This window comes from Fructobacillus durionis (genome assembly GCF_900112405.1).
Lineage (GTDB): Bacteria > Bacillota > Bacilli > Lactobacillales > Lactobacillaceae > Fructobacillus > Fructobacillus durionis.
This window is the reverse complement of record NZ_FOLI01000001.1, coordinates 153,507-171,284: the sequence shown is the minus strand read 5'-3', so window position 1 is coordinate 171,284 and position 17,778 is coordinate 153,507. Positions and strand designations below refer to the sequence as shown.

Here is a 17,778-nt window from a genome sequence, read left to right as displayed (position 1 = left end):
TTTCAACTTATCGTAAGTAATACGTGTTGTCAGTACCGAAGTTATAAGTTTTTCCGTCAATCGTTTGTACACCCTGTACTGCACGACCATTTGCATCGGTATAATATGTCATTCCCCATGCATGACGCCATCCGGCATTTTGACGAACTCCGTCAACAAACCAGTAGTAAGTTCCCATGTAGTATCGGAAACCAGTGAAAAGCTTCCCGTCGTTATACCAGCGGTAACCACCGTTTTGTGAAGAACCATCAAAGATGTATCCACCACGTTCGTAGTATGAATTGTCATTACCGAAGTTATAGTAAGTGCCATCAATCTTTTGAACGCCTTGAAGAGCACGACCAGTATCATCAGTGTAATACTTCATTCCCCATGCTGAACGCCATCCGGCATTTTGACGAACCCCGTCAACGAACCAATAGAACGTTCCCATATAGAAACGGAAACCAGTAAAGAGATGACCGTTTTCATACCAACGGTAGCCACCATTTTGCGATGAACGATCATAAATATAACCTGATGAGCGGAGAGCAAATGATCCGTCATCTCCGAAGTACAAATCTTGACCATCAATCTTTTGATGACCCTGAACAGCACGGCCATCAGAACCTGTGTAGTACCAGTTACCCCATGCTTCGTGCCAGGCATTATCAGAACGAACACCATTTTCAAACCAGTAATAAGTTCCCATGTACATGCGGAAACCAGTATAAAGCTGACCGTTTTCTACCCAACGCCAACCTCCTGCTGAAGGAACGTAACGATAGCCAGAATCAACTGATGCCATACCTGAATAGTCAATTGACATATCAAAAGTACCAGAAACACCATTTACGTGAGCATTTGATGTCCACTGCCACATACCATATTGTGTATTCCACAAACGGCTTGATGATGGTTCATATGGATACGAAGCCATCCAAATACGGTTATTTGGCATGAATGAACGATCCATATTGTAGTTCGTGTAAGTATATAACCCAGTATCTGAAAAGCCACGAGAATGTAGCTGATCGTTGAAGACCTTTGAATTACCGGACACGTTGTGTGCGACCATGTTGTTGTCTTCAACATCGTTAACCATTAAATCAGAACTTGAGAATCCCAAGTTATAGGCAACATCAGCAAAATAATTTGCTTCGTTACGAGCCGCGTCAGCACTTTGGTAACGGGCAAAGTGATAAGCAGATACCTTCATACCTGCCGCACGAGCGTTATTCACCTGAGTACGCGCAAAAGGATTGGTGTAGTTAGTTGATTCAGTCAACTTAACAATAACCCCTTTAATTCCAGCGGCTTTCATTGCCTTGAAATCATCAACGGATAGATTACCCTGGTATGACGCTACATCGACAACATCCATCGATGGCAAACCTGATTGCCCTGCCACAACTGATGGAACGCCATCAGCGTTGGCAACGTTTAATGCATTAGCTGCGAATCCCATTGAAGAGACAGCAGCGATTGTTAAGATAATTTTTTTAACTTTCATGTTTATTGTTCCTTAGTTGCTAATCTTTTTACTTGTGGTAATTCTGATTAGCATAATCAACAACAGAGATACCCTGTTGCTGTGCATCAGAGATAATCTTCTCGATGTCTGAAGGTGCCCATTCATCAACGGGGAAACCAGCTGCCTTCAATTGTGCCTTAGCCATATTGACATCTGTCGTTGAAGGTGTTGATGGTTGTCCACCACCCTGTCCTCCAAAGGCTGAATGCTTTTGGGAAGAACTAGATGAGTCAGATGCTGAATTGCTAGAGCTGGATGATGTATTCGTTGACTTCTTTTTAGAAATACTTGTTGAAGTCTTAGAAGAACTTGAGTCGTTATCAGAGCTATGGTTTGAACCAAGTGTGTAGGCTCCCCATGCAATGAGGCCAGCCGCAACAAGTGCTGCTAGTGAAATAATAATTTTTTTCATTTGGTGCTCCTATCTTATGAAAGATTTCATGACAAAAAGTCGCCATGTTAATACACATTTAATTTTACTAGAAAACAATTTCTATTTCAGAATTTTCTGGAGAATTTAAGTAAACACACTATTTCTTTAGAATATCAAATGCATAGCTTTGAATATTAGGAATAGACAATTACTTTTTTTCAATAAAATGGACTTGCATTACCCGACTAGCCAAATAAATAATCGTGACAGTAATCAATGATGATACCGAAACATCTGTTAGGAAATGAATACCGGTACGCACTCGTCCCAAGGCACCACCAATTCCAAAAACAATTGCGACAATTGTAAAAATACGTTGAAGTTTAATTTGGTTACGTTGTAACAGCAAAGGAAGATAGAGATAGAGCCAACTAAAGCGAGTGTGCCCTGAAGGGAATGAAGAATGCCCATTATCCCCGTTAATTTTATACCATGGAGTGTAATGCGTTCCTTGCGCCCCAATCTCATAAGGGCGATAACGGCCCCACCAGTTTTTCAAACCATCAATTGATACCTGTGCTAAGACAACGACTAACAAGCCGATAAAAGCAGCTTTAGTTGAATATCGGAGTTGTTCTTCCGTTTGCTTGGAGATGAACCAAAAAAATATAAAGGAAAAAATAATAAATAAAATAATCGTCGAAAGCCAAAATACCAACTCTTGAGAATGGTCATATAAGGGTACGGCGTCAAAACATTCACGCCATCTCACACCCAGACTATGTTTTTGTATAACAGCAGCCGTGTAATACACAAAGTCATAGGTTATTAAAAACATTTGATTAATATCAATTAATAACATGCCAATGACAACAGTCCATCTTAAAGTTTTATCTTGAATACGCCGCCAGGCAATCCAAGTCATCATTTCAAAAACAGAAAAATAAAGAACATTTGCACCTTGAACAGTATAGTGCTCAAACAAATGTGCCCAGATTGACTTTTTATCAATAACAGCTTCTGATATTTGCCGATCATAAAATGTACCAACCAGTACAAATATAAAAATCACAAAAACAAAACAACTAAAATAGTTCACTTTATTAAATTTATTTTTTAACATTTCTATATACCTTTTTTTAATTGTGACTCAGATATTATACTCTTTTTTTCTTTTTATTCAAAAAAAGAGATTAATATAATTAATCTCTTTTTCGGCAATCTAAAAAATAACGCACAATAATTATTTATTCGATGACTCTGGTTTAGCTTTATAATAATGGCCGTTATCCACTAAGGCTCCCTGATCCAAGACCTTATTGTTAATAACCTTTGTCTTATGACCGTTTACTTCCAGCAAGAAACTTGGAGCAAAAGTATGCGAATCTTCAAAGGAAGTTACAACCAACTTATTATTTTTTTGATTCTTATTTGGAATTACCAAGTAAGCATAGGTCATACCCGACTTTGGCAAATTAGTATTTAAGACCAATCCATTACCATTCAACTTTTTATAAGAGCCATTAATGCCATTATCCGACACATAACCTAACATATAAGCATTTTTTGAGAGACTCTCAGTTGTTGATGCAAACTTAGCCCCCCAGGAAGTAGTAAACAAATACCACTTACCACGGAATTGGAATAGGTTAACTCGCTCTAACTCATCATTCACCAGATTAGCAACAACCATGGGCTTTAGGACCTTTTTAAGGCTAAAGTCTGAATTCAACTCAATCTTTCCAATTGCAGAATTAGCGTAATAAGAAACACCATACAAATTGGTATCCTTGTTATCCAGTAGTTTTTTCTGCATATATTTATAAGTTGACCAATTTCCATAATTTGAGTAGTTCATGAAATTGGCTTTACCTTGAATATGATATTTAGAACCGGTATTTCCCTCAAACACAAGGTAATACTTATCACCGTCAGCAACAAAGTGCGGGTCACGCATTGCCAATTCATCAGACATTTTGTCAGCATGACCTGCATTTTGGGAAACGGTTTGATAATAGTAACCGTCGCCAACAAAGACCGTTTTATGGTCCTTTGTTTTCGAATGGTTAATTGTTAGTCCAGAATTCCAGTCTCCCGACTTTTTAGGGTCTAATGTGATTTGTGCCGTTGTGAGTGCTTGCCCCTTCGTCATCGCATTCGCATAGAACACACGCAAAGTATTGCTCTTAGAATCCATCATCACAGTTGAGCCAGACCACTCACCCTTAATTTGTTGGAGGTATTTATCAGGCTTCCCGTTAGGTGCACCTTCTCCATAATAGTTAAAGACATTTCCAATATACTGCCAAGTTGATAGATCGTTTGAATCATCAGAAATCTTTTGAACGTACATCCCCATGTGAGCATCACCATCGTTTCGATGGTCCTTTGATGTCAGACCGATGACGATACGATAACCATGGAAGTTGGCAACAGTCCCATCTGGATTTTGAACAGGCCAAGAATCCCAAACAGCGATTTTCCCTTCTTTACCAGTTGCAGAATTATAGTATTTCGATGAAGGAATGTCTGATAAAAGGGACTTTTGCTTAAATTCAGGCATCTTAGTACTTGTTTTACGAGATGCTGTTGAGAATGAGTCAACATCGGCAATCGTTACGTGGGTAACGCCATCACCAAAGAAATGATACTTTTCCTGCAGATTATATCCACAAAAGCCAAGAATTATGATTATGAAAAGCATAAAAATCATAATAATTTTTCGTTTTCTAGAGTGTTGCTCCTTATTTTTACGCAATCGATTATACAAAATACATTCCTCTTCACTTAATTTATTCAAACATCAAACATTATATCAGAACAAACTACATAAAAATTTTGAAAAATAAAAAGGATTGCTATAGGCAATCCTTTTTTATTAACTCTTTACTTCCCCACAAACTGCCCCAACATCGCCGTGGCAATGCTGAAGTAGATTAGGATAGATGCCCAGTCACAGACCGTGGCAACCAAAGGGCCGTTCACAACCGCAGGATCGATATCGAAGCGGTTCATGATAGCTGGAACTAAGTGGGCCAAAAGCGATGACGCTAAAATAGATAAACCAAGTGACAATCCAACCGCAACGGCTAAACCGTTGTTGCCCTGCCACAAAATAGTCACAACAAACAGGATAACACCAGCTGTAACAGCCAAAACGATGGCTGAGATGAACTCAGAAATCAAGTTCTTCCAACCAGACCGATCAGATCCGTTACCGAAGTGACGAATTGCTAAGGCCAATGACTGCGTACCAGCATTACCGGCCGTTCCGGCGATAATGGTAATGAAAGCAGCTAGAATTGGAGCCTGACGAATCGTATGCTCAAACATACCAATGAGGGCTGTTGAAGCCAACCCGAGAACCAATAGCGTCATCAACCATGGGATTCGCTTGATAGCTGAATGCCAAGCTGAATCATCAGTATCCGAAACATCCACGGCAGCTAAGCCAGAGTAGTCACCCACGGCCTCTTCATCGATAACATCAACAATATCATCGACGGTAATGATTCCAAGTAGGTGGTGGTCACTATCCGTAACAGGAATTGAGAAGAAGTTATAATCCGCAACAACCTGTGCGACGTCCTTTTGGTCACTATCGGCCTTCACGGAGATAACACGGGTGTTAGTAATGGAATCAATGGTCATGTCATCAGGATGTGTGAGCAAATCACGCAGTGAGACAACACCAATCAAATGCTGTTCATCATCGATGACATAAACGTAAATGATTGATTCGGCTTCTTCAGCCTGCTTCTTAACTTGAACAAGAACGTCTTTGACTTTTTCAGACTGCTTAACGGCAAGATACTCCGTGGCCATCAAGGCACCGGCAGTATCGTCCTCGTATTTAATCAGCTTCTTCACTTCGCGCACTTCGTCAGCGGGCATGAGTGAGAGATACTTCGCTACTTCACGAGCGGGCATTGCTTGTAGGAGGTCAGCTTCGTTATCCGCAAACATCGCAACCAAGATGTCGGCACCCTTTTGAGCTGGCATCTCTTCTAACAGTTTAACAATCTCTTCTGGATCAATTTCCAAGTTATCGAAAATCGTTGCCAAAGTCTCGTCATCCATGATGCGCCAAGCCACTTCACGAATGCTTTCAGGTAGGGCAGCGTAGACCTGTCCCTTTTCAAAGTCGTGCAAGGTCGTAAAACGATTCATAAATTCATCGTCTTGACCGGAATTAATAAAGTTGACCAAGTCGTGGACCGTTTGCTCTAACTGCTGGTCGTGATCAAGTTCCATCGTTTCGTTATTCCTTTCAGGGCGAAAATAACTGCCCTTAAAATGATTTTGTACGTTTAATTAACTATTTTAGCCCTCAATATCCTTTAAAGCTAGCAAATCTTCAGGCAAATCAGTTTGAAGGTGTCGTGTTTCTTCAGCGAATGGGTCATAAAAGGCCATCTGATAGGCATGTAAAGCCTGACGCTTCAAACCATACCAGAGTGGACCACCGTATAAGTCGTCGCCAACCAATGGGAAACCAATGTGCTTAAAGTGAACACGAATTTGATGTGTTCGACCGGTGTGCAACTGGACTTTTACACGGGTCATTGGATGCTCAGGGTCCTTTTCATAACGCTGTTCCACCCAGTACTCCGTCTTAGATGGCTTCCCATCATCAGTTACCGTTCGCTTAATGAAGTCCCCTTCCAAACGACCAATTGGTGCTTCAATGATACCGTGATCGTCAGGCAGGATACCAGACACATAGGCCGTGTAGAACTTTTCCACCGAATGGTCTTGCAACTGCTGGTCCAAAACGGCGTGCGCGAAGCGGTGCTTAGCAAGCAACACCAGACCAGATGTATCACGGTCCAAACGCGTGACCACGTGGGGAACAAGGTCTTCGGCCTCTTCATCGATGAGGTGACCTTTCACTTTGTTAACCAAGGTGTGCAGGCGGTCGGCATGACCAGGGACAGTTGTAACACCGTATGGCTTATCAACAGCCAAGAAGTGGTCGTCTTCATAAATAACCTTGATGGGTGAAAAGTCAGGCACAACCAAATCGTTACCCTGCTCCACTGGCATAATAATCGTCGCCACGTCACCCTTCTTTAGGTAGTCTGACGTGTAGACCTGCTTGTCGTTTACAAGAATGGCCCCACCGTTATGCTTCATTTGTGAAAACATCCGGTGTGATACGCCATGACTTTGGAGGAAGGAACGTACCTTACGTTCCTCATCCCCTTCATATGTCCAAGAAAATTTCATAGTGATCTGGGCCGAATCAAGGTTCTACTCGGCTCTTCCTTTCAATAGTTCAAATAATAAAACGATTTAGGGAGTTAATTCTCTAAATCCCTTACCTCATCAGCAATAAAGGCCTGCTGCACACGGCACCAAAAGTCTAAGTGTCGGTATGAGGCAAAGTGAATCATCTCGTCCGCTACTTCAAAGCGCACAGAAACAACGTTTTCAGCAAGAATTTCTAACTGATCACAAGTAATCAAAAACGACTGGTGCTTAGGCTTCACCGTAATGGTCTGGCCCTTAGGTACAATCAGTGGTGAGCCCAGTGTTCGAAAGACTCGGTTATTAATCGAAGCGATTTCAGACATCTGAATAGCCTGTAACGATGGGTGCAAAACCGCCCCACCGTTCGCCTTGTTATAAGCCGTTGAGCCAGTTGGCGTTGCAATGGCAACGCCGTCCCCTCGAAAGCCTTCAAAGAGGTGGTTACCCAAGTAAATATCTGAAACCAGCGTTCCAATTGGCTGCTTAATCGTAGCCTCGTTTAAAGCCAGATACTCCTGCGTTGAGCCATCAGACTGAGTCGTCGTTAGCTTCAACAATGGGTAGGAAACCCGCTGTCCCGAATCATTCTTCAAGGAAGCAACCAGCTCCTTCACCTCGTTTCCCAACCAGTCCGTATAGAAACCAAGGTGTCCCGTGTGCAATCCCACGAAACGCAGGTCAGGGTCGTACCCGATATACTCGTGGAAGGCCCCGAGGAGCGTCCCATCACCACCAACCGTGATAACGAGATCAGGATGTTCATCATCGCGAACAATCCCCTGCTCCTTCAATTCTTTATTCAATTCTTTCACAATTCGTAATGACCGTTCTTGGTCATTGTGATAGAGTGCGACTTTCATAAAGCTTCTTTCTTAGTGCTTACTGTGATACCTGTCATCGGCATTTTATTACATGCCGACTAACGGACTCAAACCGTTTAATGGTCTTATCCTGAAATCAGCAGCATTCAATATGCGCTGAGGGGGAGTCGAACCCTACTCCATGTCCTTAATTTCAGATAATTCCTGTTCGAGTGAAAAAGTCTGTTCCGAAATCTCAGCCAGCTGCTTGGCCATTTCAGGCTTAATCTCACCGTGCTTGTAGTTCAAATCGTGCTCAATGGTTGCCCAAAAGTGCATGGCCATTGTTCGGATTTGAATCTCGGCCAAAACCTTCGTTTCACCTGAATAAAGGGAAACTGGGTACTCGATTACCATGTGATAAGAACGGTAACCAGAAGGCTTAGCATTCATCACATAGTCACGTTCTTCCAAAATCGTAAAGTCCGTGCGCTTCCGAAGCAACTCAACGACCTTGTAAATGTCATCGATGTACTTAGTCATGATTCGCAAGCCGGCAATGTCTTGTAGATCCAAGGCCAAACGGTCCTCGTGCAAATGACGACGAACAATCTTTTCTTCAATGGAGGCCTGGGACTTCACACGTCCCGTCACCGACTCAACCGGACGGGTTCCCGTTTTTACCTGACCGGTCGTCAAATAACCAAGCTTTACTTTTAGCTCGGCTACGGCCTGTTCATAAGGTTCAAAAAACTTCTCCCACTCCACGGTTGGGCCTCCTTTTCTCGACATGGCAAAATAGCGCCACAATACTTTTCCATTTTACCATATTTTGCACTGTACCAAAGCGAACAAAAAAGAGCCATCCGTATGGATAACTCTTTTAAAAGTCGAGCCGTTAATGACTCATTTAAATTGATATTACTTACGTGCCAATGAGGCAGCACCGATAACACCGGCGTCGTTACCCAATTCGGCCAACTTAACAACTGTTGAAGTACGAACAGTTGGGAAGGCGAATACTGACCAGTTCTTCTCAACGCGTTCACGCAAGAATTCACCGGCAGCGGCAACCCCACCACCGATAACGATGGCTGATGGGTTCAAGATGTTTGAGATAGTTGCTGATGCGTAACCCAAGTAGTAGGCAACCTTATCAACAGCTTCGTTGGCAAGGTAGTCACCTTCCTTAGCCAAGTCAAAGATAATCTTTGAAGTAACTTCGTCACCGTCGTCAATCATCTTCTTCAAGCGTGATTCACCAACGTATTGTTCTGCGAAGTCCTGTGCCAAGTGAACAACACCAGTTGCTGAAGCGTATTGTTCCAAACAACCATGGTTTCCACAAGTACACAAGTATCCATTAGGTTCAACGATGATGTGGCCAACTTCACCACCGGCACCGGCAACTCCGTGAATCAATTGGTGGTTGGCAACCAATCCACCACCAACACCAGTTCCAAGTGTGATGAATGAAACGTCAGCGTCGTTGTTTCCGGCACCCTTCCAGGCTTCACCCAAAGCAGCAACGTTGGCATCGTTATCGATGAACAATGGGAAACCAGTTCCGGCTTGGATAGGTTCCTTTACGGCGTTTTCCTTAGCCCAACCTAGGTTGTAGGCACCCTTAACTGTTCCGTTTTCACGGTCAACAGTTCCAGGAGTTCCCATACCAATACCAATCACGCGTGAGCGATCCAATTGGTAAATGTCCAAGTGGTGGTTAATTGATTCGATGATGTCAGGCACGATGTGCTTTCCGTCACCCAAAATGTTCGTTTGAATTGACCACTTTTGTTGGATTTCCCCTTGGTCAGTCAAGATTGCAAACTTGATGGTTGTTCCACCAAGGTCAACACCGATTAATTTATCTTTAGTCATGATGATCGATTGGCCCCCGATGGCCAAGGCAAATCAGGGGTCCGCCTCCTATTTCCTTAATTACAAATATATTTTAACAAAGGTTAGGAAAGTTTTGCAAGCGTTTACAAAAACTTTCTTTTCAGGCTTATGCCCATTCTAAGTTCAAGCTTTTGAAGTGGCTTGTGAAGACTTTTGTCCGTTGTAATGGCCAAGGTCACCGGAACGTTCTGCTTCTTCCTTGTGCTCTTTTGCCAAGATCACCTTCATTGTTTGGTAATCTGATGCGGATAACACCTTTGCTTTATACAAGTTATCCACTTCCAAAGCCGCCACTTCAATATCCCAAAGTCGATGCCCAACGTGAATGTAAATTTCATACTTCTTCAGGTATTGCAAAATATCATAAAAGTTTTTCACGGAAATCTCCTTTATTGTATGAAAGCGCTCGCTTTCTTCCCGAACTTGTCTGCCATTATAGGCGGATAACATTAAAAGCGCAATAAATTAAATTCTAATCTAAATCCAAAGTCATTCCCGCCGATAGCAGAATTAATCGACCAGGTAGCACTTCATAATCTGGATATTCATCCTGCAACGCCTGTCGATACAGATTCAACTGACCCGTATAGTTCTTCTTCATCCGTTGAAGAGCCATCCGCTGGCGTTCTCCTGCACGTTTTGGAACAAAATCGGTCTTATAGTCAAAGATTGTTACCGTCTTCTTCGCTTCATCAACGAAGTAACCATCAATAATTCCGTGAATCAAAATTGGTTCTTCATCGTCAACATTCTGATAAACACGCTTTGCCGGAATAATCATGGCAAATGGTGCTTCCCGCTTCAGAGTATCGTTATGACGAGCAATTGTATCGGCAAAGTCCGTCCGCAAGAAATCGATAATCTGCCCCAAATTAATGAGCGGTGCCACTTCCTTGGCAATCTTACCCGTCGCTACCAAACGGTCAACCATGTCTTGCAAGTCGGATTCATCAATCCAAGCTTCAAAGTTCAACAATTGCATGATTAAGTGGGTAGCAGTTCCAACAGCCGTTGGAGATGGCTTGACTTTACCATCCGTCATGAAGGCAGGCATTGGTAATTCCTGCTTAGTTAGCATATTGGCCGCCTTCTGCTCGGACTTCTCATCCAAAGCATCTGTTTCAACCGTCTGTTCATCCGGTTTCTCAACTGCCTGGCCGTTTTCATCCAAATACAAATCTTCTAGATATGGACGGTCTGGGTCCTCAAAAAGCTGCTTAATTTCTGAAACTGACTGGTAGGCAGCGGTCTTCGTTGCTGCCTCATAAGGATAGCGATAAGAAAGCTTATCCTTCAAAAGTTGGGCATCAAAGTCAGCAGATTTTACTCTAGCTTCGTTCTCGGTCTCATCCCTTTCAGCCTTTGGTAACTGTCCCTTCAAATCTTCCTGCTTTGGAATATCTTCTTCGGCAATAACCTGGGCCTCAATTGACCAAGAACCATTCTTTTCCCCTGATAGCAACTGGTGTAGTGGCTTCTCGTCACCCATAAAGTACTGCTGTAAACTTGGAATTTCCAAACGAGCAAAGGACTGAAGGGTCCAATCCAAGTAGGACTTGGCCTTCAAACGCTGGCTTTCAGGCAAGAACTGCTCCGTTGATTCAACGGCATTTTTATACAACTTCGCTTCAGCCGTCTCCTTATCCTCAAGCGGATCAATACGACCAATCAAATACAGTTGCTGCTTAGCACGGGTCAAAGCAACGTAGTAGAGTCGCATCTCTTCTGACCAGCTCTGACGCTTCAAGGACTGCTTAACTGCATACTTCCCTAAGTTTGGCACCTTGACTTTGGCATTTGGTTCTAAATAATCCAAACCAATTCCCGCATCCTTCTGAAGAACGAAGGCAGACTTCATGTCCATGTCATTAAAGCGCTTATCCAGCTCCGGCAAGATAACGATTGGGAATTCCAGTCCCTTTGACTTGTGAATCGTCATCAACGAAAGCGCTGAGTTCGATGTTTCCTGAGCAACCTCGCCCACGTTACCACCCGAATCCTGCACCTCTTCGATATAGGCGATAAAGGCAAAGAGTCCTGATTGTCCGTTTTCCTGGAAAGTCGTTGCCCGCTGATACAAGGCGTGTAAGTTTGCCTGACGCTGAGCGCCACCAGCCAAACCAGCCACGTAGTCTAACCAACCAGTGTCCTGATAAATTGCCCAAATCAAGCCAACGAGGTCGTTTTGGCTTGCGTAAACACGCCAAGCAGCCAAATCATCCAGGACTTTTTGGCTCTTTTCGTTCTCTTTAGCATCCGCCTTCAAGGCCATGTAGAAATCATGGGCCTTATCGGCTAAACGCACCTTCGCCAAATCGTTTTCATCGTAACCATAGATAGGCGAACGCAGAACAGCCGCCAGCGGGATGTCCTGGTGTGGGTTATCCAAAATACGCAAGATATCTAAGACAACGTAAACTTCCATCGCCTTATAGTAGTCACCAACAGATTCAGACTGAATTGGAATACCAGCCTGGTGAGCCAAACGAAGCAAGTCTGGGTAAGAGGTTTTCGAACGAGTCAAGATGGCAATATCCGAATACTGAACCGGACGCATCCCCATGTTCTTGTCATAAACCTGACCATGGGCACGAATCTCTTGGACTTTCTTCAACAGGTAGGTCAAAGTCTTCTCACGGGTTTCACGATCATCATCGCCATCCCCGTCATCGGCATCATCACTTTGGCTCTTCTTTCCCTGCTTAATAGCCAACAAGTCTAAGTTAAAGACGGGTGGCACGTCATCAGGGAAGGCCGCTTTAGCAATCAACTTTGCTGACCCTTCGTAAGCCACATCGCCCAACTCCTGGTCCATAATCTGCGTGAAAATCAGGTTAATCACCTTCGTCACGTTATTTTCAGAACGGAAATTCTCGGCTAATTCGATTCGCTCGTCATCATTCTCGTCCTTTGCAAAGGCGCTGTACTTATTGGCAAAGAGCTGTGGCGCTGCTTGACGGAAACCATAAATCGACTGCTTAATGTCCCCCACCATGTACATGTTGTGGCCGTTTGACATATCCTTCAAGAAGGCTTCTTGCAAGCGGTTCACATCCTGGTATTCATCGACCATTACTTCGGCAAACTGTCCTTGAACAAGTTGACGAATTTCATCATTTTTCAGAATTTGTCGGGCAAGCACGACCAAGTCCGAGAAGTACAAGATATTGGCTTCCGCCTTAGCCTTTTTTAGTGCAGCCAAGTATTCCTTAGTCACCATCACTAAATCAGAAACGATTCGCTGACTACGGGCGTTCACTGTCTGCCACTGTTCTTCGGTGAGTCGGAAGAAGGAATTAGCAATCGAGGCGATTGGAGCATCTTTTCCAGCAAAATAACGCTCTCTGTAAACCATAGCGGGTTCAATAGCTTCAGCTAATGCAGCAGTATCTTCTGAAGCTTCTATCTTTTTTTGTTGGTAACGGCCCGGGAATTTCTTAGGATATACACAAATATCAGACTTCATCTGGTCATAATCAACACCCTCATCCAGATCATAGAGCAGTTTTTGCAAATATCCCTGAACTTCTAGCAATGATTCAGCCATTTTAATAGACTTGTCATTCTCTTCGCCTTCAACCGCTGACAAAGCCACAGGTAAATCATTCAGTGCTTCTTCTACCAAAGGGCGCACTTCACCTGTCAAATAGTTCTGGTAAGCCTTTTGGTCTTTCATTGACAAAGAGCCGTCATAGCTCTCCGTCAACGAATCCAACCAGTTATCCTCTTCGGGACGAGCAATATCAAAGTTCGCTAACTTTAAAATAATGTCCTTCAAATTTTGGCTACGAGAAACCGAAGCAAAGTTCTCCAAAACCTGAAGAAAAGCCTGGTGCTTTGAATGGCTTTCGTCGAATAACTCATCGAAAAGACCATCTAAGACCCGGTTTTTAAAGAGCGCTTCTTCGGCCGAATCGGCCACCAAACGGAAAGCTGGATCTAAATCAATTTCATAGTAGTAAGACTCAATCAGCTTCAAGGCGAAACCATCAATGGTTGTCACCGCTGCCGTTGGCAAAAGAGCTAACTGTTCTTGTAAATATACCCGTGTATCTTGGTCTTCTTCTGTCTGCAGGCGCTTTGTCAACGCCGCTTCCAGCCGGTCCTTCATTTCACCCGCTGCTGCACGGGTAAAAGTCACAATCAAGAACTTATCAACGGACGTTCCAGCCATGATTTTACGAATCAAACGCTCAATCAAAACCGTTGTTTTTCCTGAACCCGCAGAAGCCGAAACGAGAATATTATGACCAGCTTGTTCAATGGCTGCTTTCTGACTATCTGTAAATTCAGGCATGACCGTTCTCCTTTTCTGAATCTTCTGCTTCGTAATCGGCTGATAAGGCCTTCATGACAGGACCCTTTTGCCCGCTGTAACGGAAGTCCTCGTATTTATCACCCAATGCGGCGTCAAAACGCATCACATCCAGGTATTTCGAATAGGTAAGGGCGCTCTTTGAGGGACTCAACTTAAACTGACCCTTCTCAATTTTTTCAGCCGCATCCAAAATCAGCTCGCGATTGCGACGCATCAATAAGTCAAGGTTATCAGTAGTAATAAAATCAGATATATTTGAATTAAATCCAGGTGTCGTCTTGTTTTTCTGCATCGCATAAGCAGCTGAAGCTTCACCCATATCAATATTATCAAGTGAATCGGCGTAATCTTCATCGTCTAGATACAGACCACGCAACTTATTTCCAGGTGCCTTCAAATCACCTGCAAGGAGTTCGTCAAAACTATCTTTAAAGTCCTTAAACGCTGTCTGTTGATCATTAATTGGGGCAAAGAAAGCACCGCCAACATGTCCAGATGCAGCCAATCCTAACTTTTGATTGTTTTCATTCACTGCTTGCCAATAGGCCAACAACTGCAACTCTAAACCGTTCGCAGCATCTGCATACTTGAAAGTCTTCCCTGACAACTTGTAATCAATAATCGTCCCAAAGTCACCTATACCGTCCTGACGGTCAAAACGGTCGACTTTTCCACGAAGCTTCACAGAACGTTGGCCATCCGTCATCTCGATGGCCGGTAAGCCATTGCTTTGTAATCCAAATCCTTCTTCAACCGCGACTGGCTGAGAAGCAGCGGATAGGCGAGAAACATCGCGTAAGTTTTGCAGTACTTTATTCGACTGCTTATTCATCGCATTAGCAAGGGCAGCACCTTGGCCTTCTTCGGTCAGTTCGCTATATTTTGGATTTGTTAGAAGCGTGGCCAAGGCTGTATCTACATCCTGACTGATTTCTTCATTTGTAGCATCGGCCAGTCGTTCCTGCTGACCAATTACCTGGTTGACCGTCTTTTCAAAGATGGCGTGATAGACCGTTCCTTCTGTTCGGTTATCAATTTCGGCCGTTGGTTTTTCGTTTAGTCGTAAGCCATACTTCAAGAAGTATTCGTATGGATTACGGTAGAAAGATTCAACCTGTGAAATTGACAGAACCAAAGGACTATTACCAAAGAGTTCCTTAGCCAATTCTCGTGAAACGTCCGCTGGCTCATTTTTATATTTTTGACTAGCCAGTACGCGCTTCATTTGTTCTGCATAACCAGCATCGGCTAATCCAGCTCGTACCTTTGCCATAGCCGATTCCGACTCATTGTCAGTCGACAACTTCACCAATTGGCTCAATGTAGCCGAAGCCGTCCCAGCGTAGTTTTCAACCAAATCAGCCAATCCGTCCGCCTGGGCTCTGACTTTATCAAAGTCATCTTCAGCAAAACCAAAGGCATGTGCCAAACGCATCAAATATGGCGATGGTTCGTTCACATTACCATCCTGGTCAAGCAGTGGATATGACATCGTGACTGAATCCGCCGCCGTTTGCAAGGCGTTATAAAAGAGCAGGGATTCGCTGGCCATTTGCTGTTGAGCGCTTTCCTGCAAGTAGCGTGGATCTTCTTGATTTTCAAGAGCCGGTTGCACCATCAGACGGTCCTGGTCTGAGAGCAAGGACTTATTGTTCGCCTGTGCTGGCAAGGACGAACGGGTGGCGCCAATAAAGTACAACTTCTTATACTTTTGACTCTGCACGATTCCCGCTTCGGAAATCGTCAATTGGTCCAATTGGTTTGGAATTCCAGAGAATGTTCCACCAGAAAAGCCAGCCTGCAAGGCTGATAAGAAGGTGGAGCGGGCAAAGTCTTCATCCCCCGCGACGGCAACTAACTGCTCCAAAATGTTGGTAAAGAGCTGCCAAACTTCCTGCAGCTGTTGAGCTTTCATCAGCTCCCCAGCATCTGTCAAACCGTCTCGCTGTTCCAAAACAGCTTCCGGCAGCTTCTCTTCCTGCAAGAAGGTCATTAATACTCGCGCACCCTCTTCAATTGTTTTCACTTCAGCAAAGGCCTCCGTCAAAGCATCCAAAAGATGATGAACGAAACGCTTCAATTCGTTTATTAATTTATTTACCGCTTGGTCTTCATTAAAGGCAGCGGTCTCTTCATTTCCCTCCACCTTAAAGAGAGCAAATTCAGCGGTATCATTCTGCCAAACCCGACGAGCAACCCGGTGGCCATCAAGGTAGTTTTCCAAATAAGAGACGGCTTCGAAATAGGTCTCTGAATCCATCAATTGTCCGTCGATAAGAGGTCGTAAGTAGCCCGTTTTCAAAATCGTTAAGATTTTATCTTTCTGGTACAAAACAGAAGGATTGGCTAGCAAAGTCGTCGTCAACTCAACCAAGGGATGGTTGCCCATCTTAACATCGTTATCCAAGAAGTAAGACAAATCAAAGGAGTCCATCACGGCAGGCAAGTGCTTAGCATATGGATTCAAATCCCGGGCCAAAACCAAAATATCGCGTAGATGCAAGTTAGCATCCCCACGCAAATCTTCTCGAATACGGCGGGCGACTTCTTCCAACTCCGTCACAACGTTAGCGCCAACAAAGACGTTCAAATCGGTCGCTTGCTGCTGTTTTAGGTCTGCGGAAAAGTCCCGGTAGGCACCGAGTTTTTCCCAAGCACGCAGTAAGTTGGTCCGAGTGCTTTCTAAGACGTTATTTGTTGATTCATCTAAGACCTTAACATTAAAATCAACGTCCGCTGTTTTAGCCATTGCTCGAATCGTACGGGCCGTTTCCAAAGGCTTATCGAAGACCGAACCAGCATTTTCATACTTCAATGGGTCGGCGGCATCAACACGTCCCAACAAAGCAATTTGTACATCCGTATGTTGGACTAACAACTGCACTAAAGCCCATTCAGCCGCTGTAAATCCAGTAAAACCTTCAAAGTAAAAAATCGCATCCGTTAAATCCGGGTTCTTCATCTGCTCGACAAAGTAAGGCAGCGTTTCCTGCGAAAGAATGTAGTCATTACCCATCTTCTGATTGAAGGCATCCGCAACCACGGCCAGGTCACGGAGTTTCTGCTGTAGTGCTGAGGCATTCAGAGCTTTCTGCTGGTCGTTAGACGTGTCAATTTCAGACACAATGTTTAGCAACTCTTCAGGAGTGACTCTTGATGCACGCAGTTCAGATAACTGGGCCACCAGCTTTTCAATAAATCCCCGCTTTGCAGCCATGCGGGCAAAAATTGGTAGTCGGCCCTTTTCTTCTTGGAGAATTTTAGAAACCATCACAAAGAGTCCAGCAGCCCCCAGTACAGGTGGCTGCACAACACCTTCATCTTCTAACAAGCGCCAAGCCAAGCGGCTCAGCGAATAGACTTGAACCTGTGACTGTGCGTAAGACTGTTGGCCATCGAGTTGCCCCCCTTCTTCAGCCAAACGTGAAAGAACATCCACTTCACTATCAAACTTCACGTGGTTGGGCACAATGTAAAAGATACGACGTCGTTCACCCTGTCGAATCTTTTCCTTTATTTCTGAAACAAAATGGGCACGGCTGTCCACTTCACCTGCTGCTATATTAACTGTAACGGTCATGTCATACCCCTTACTTATTAATCTCATGAATTAGCATAA

12 protein-coding genes are annotated in these 17,778 nt (G+C 43.9%); all 12 read right to left on the bottom strand.

Translation table 11 applies throughout. The features are described 5' to 3' along the window. Window positions 1–7: 7 nt before the first annotated feature. Entirely contained in the window at window positions 8–1,492 is a 1,485-nt protein-coding gene (locus tag BMZ93_RS00845) for a GH25 family lysozyme (RefSeq protein ID WP_091501249.1), read from the bottom strand. A gap of 28 nt (window positions 1,493–1,520) precedes the next feature. After that, a complete protein-coding gene (locus tag BMZ93_RS00840; protein ID WP_091501247.1) occupies window positions 1,521–1,925 on the bottom strand; it encodes a hypothetical protein in 405 nt (134 codons plus the stop codon). Window positions 1,926–2,094: 169 nt separating this feature from the next. Further along, window positions 2,095–3,009 (bottom strand): phosphatase PAP2 family protein, encoded by a 915-nt coding sequence (locus BMZ93_RS00835; protein ID WP_091501245.1) that lies wholly within the window; start codon window positions 3,007–3,009, stop codon window positions 2,095–2,097. Between the two features lie 120 nt (window positions 3,010–3,129). Then, entirely contained in the window at window positions 3,130–4,599 is a 1,470-nt protein-coding gene (locus tag BMZ93_RS00830; protein WP_091501243.1) for a glycoside hydrolase family 68 protein, read from the bottom strand. Window positions 4,600–4,772: 173 nt separating this feature from the next. Continuing rightward, a complete protein-coding gene (gene mgtE, locus BMZ93_RS00825; protein ID WP_091501241.1) occupies window positions 4,773–6,140 on the bottom strand; it encodes a magnesium transporter in 1,368 nt (455 codons plus the stop codon). Window positions 6,141–6,209: 69 nt separating this feature from the next. Next, window positions 6,210–7,115: an RluA family pseudouridine synthase gene (locus BMZ93_RS00820; protein ID WP_091501239.1), complete on the bottom strand. Its 906-nt coding sequence runs from the start codon at window positions 7,113–7,115 to the stop codon at window positions 6,210–6,212. A 74-nt stretch (window positions 7,116–7,189) separates the two neighbouring features. After that, the gene (locus BMZ93_RS00815; protein WP_091501237.1) at window positions 7,190–7,999 is read right to left on the bottom strand and encodes an NAD kinase; all 810 of its coding nucleotides are present in this window, start codon (window positions 7,997–7,999) and stop codon (window positions 7,190–7,192) included. A gap of 135 nt (window positions 8,000–8,134) precedes the next feature. After that, window positions 8,135–8,707 carry a GTP pyrophosphokinase gene (locus tag BMZ93_RS00810; RefSeq protein WP_091501235.1) on the bottom strand — a complete coding sequence of 191 codons (573 nt, stop codon included), beginning with the start codon at window positions 8,705–8,707 and terminating at the stop codon, window positions 8,135–8,137. A 153-nt stretch (window positions 8,708–8,860) separates the two neighbouring features. After that, window positions 8,861–9,820, bottom strand: coding sequence for an ROK family glucokinase (locus tag BMZ93_RS00805; protein ID WP_091501910.1), 960 nt, complete (start codon window positions 9,818–9,820; stop codon window positions 8,861–8,863). A 144-nt stretch (window positions 9,821–9,964) separates the two neighbouring features. Beyond that, on the bottom strand, window positions 9,965–10,219 hold the full coding sequence (locus BMZ93_RS00800; RefSeq protein ID WP_091501234.1) for a YqgQ family protein: 255 nt from the start codon (window positions 10,217–10,219) through the stop codon (window positions 9,965–9,967). 94 nt (window positions 10,220–10,313) lie between these two features. Further along, window positions 10,314–14,138, bottom strand: a complete 3,825-nt coding sequence (gene addA / locus BMZ93_RS00795) for a helicase-exonuclease AddAB subunit AddA (protein ID WP_091501232.1) — start codon at window positions 14,136–14,138, stop codon at window positions 10,314–10,316. Continuing rightward, a complete protein-coding gene (locus BMZ93_RS00790; RefSeq protein WP_159427768.1) occupies window positions 14,131–17,739 on the bottom strand; it encodes a PD-(D/E)XK nuclease family protein in 3,609 nt (1,202 codons plus the stop codon). Before BMZ93_RS00790 ends, addA begins: the two co-directional genes overlap by 8 nt. Window positions 17,740–17,778: the final 39 nt, after the last annotated feature.

Bases quoted from the DNA above. Each gene is read 5' to 3' on its own strand.
- BMZ93_RS00840 (WP_091501247.1), bottom strand. From the start codon at position 1,925: ATGAAAAAAATTATTATTTCACTAGCAGCACTTGTTGCGGCTGGCCTC.
- BMZ93_RS00790 (WP_159427768.1), bottom strand. From the start codon at position 17,739: ATGACCGTTACAGTTAATATAGCAGCAGGTGAAGTGGACAGCCGTGCC.
- mgtE (WP_091501241.1), bottom strand. From the start codon at position 6,140: ATGGAACTTGATCACGACCAGCAGTTAGAGCAAACGGTCCACGACTTG.
- BMZ93_RS00815 (WP_091501237.1), bottom strand. From the start codon at position 7,999: ATGAAAGTCGCACTCTATCACAATGACCAAGAACGGTCATTACGAATT.
- BMZ93_RS00805 (WP_091501910.1), bottom strand. From the start codon at position 9,820: ATGACTAAAGATAAATTAATCGGTGTTGACCTTGGTGGAACAACCATC.
- BMZ93_RS00845 (WP_091501249.1), bottom strand. From the start codon at position 1,492: ATGAAAGTTAAAAAAATTATCTTAACAATCGCTGCTGTCTCTTCAATG.
- BMZ93_RS00830 (WP_091501243.1), bottom strand. From the start codon at position 4,599: ATGATTTTTATGCTTTTCATAATCATAATTCTTGGCTTTTGTGGATAT.
- BMZ93_RS00835 (WP_091501245.1), bottom strand. From the start codon at position 3,009: ATGTTAAAAAATAAATTTAATAAAGTGAACTATTTTAGTTGTTTTGTT.
- addA (WP_091501232.1), bottom strand. From the start codon at position 14,138: ATGCCTGAATTTACAGATAGTCAGAAAGCAGCCATTGAACAAGCTGGT.
- BMZ93_RS00820 (WP_091501239.1), bottom strand. From the start codon at position 7,115: ATGAAATTTTCTTGGACATATGAAGGGGATGAGGAACGTAAGGTACGT.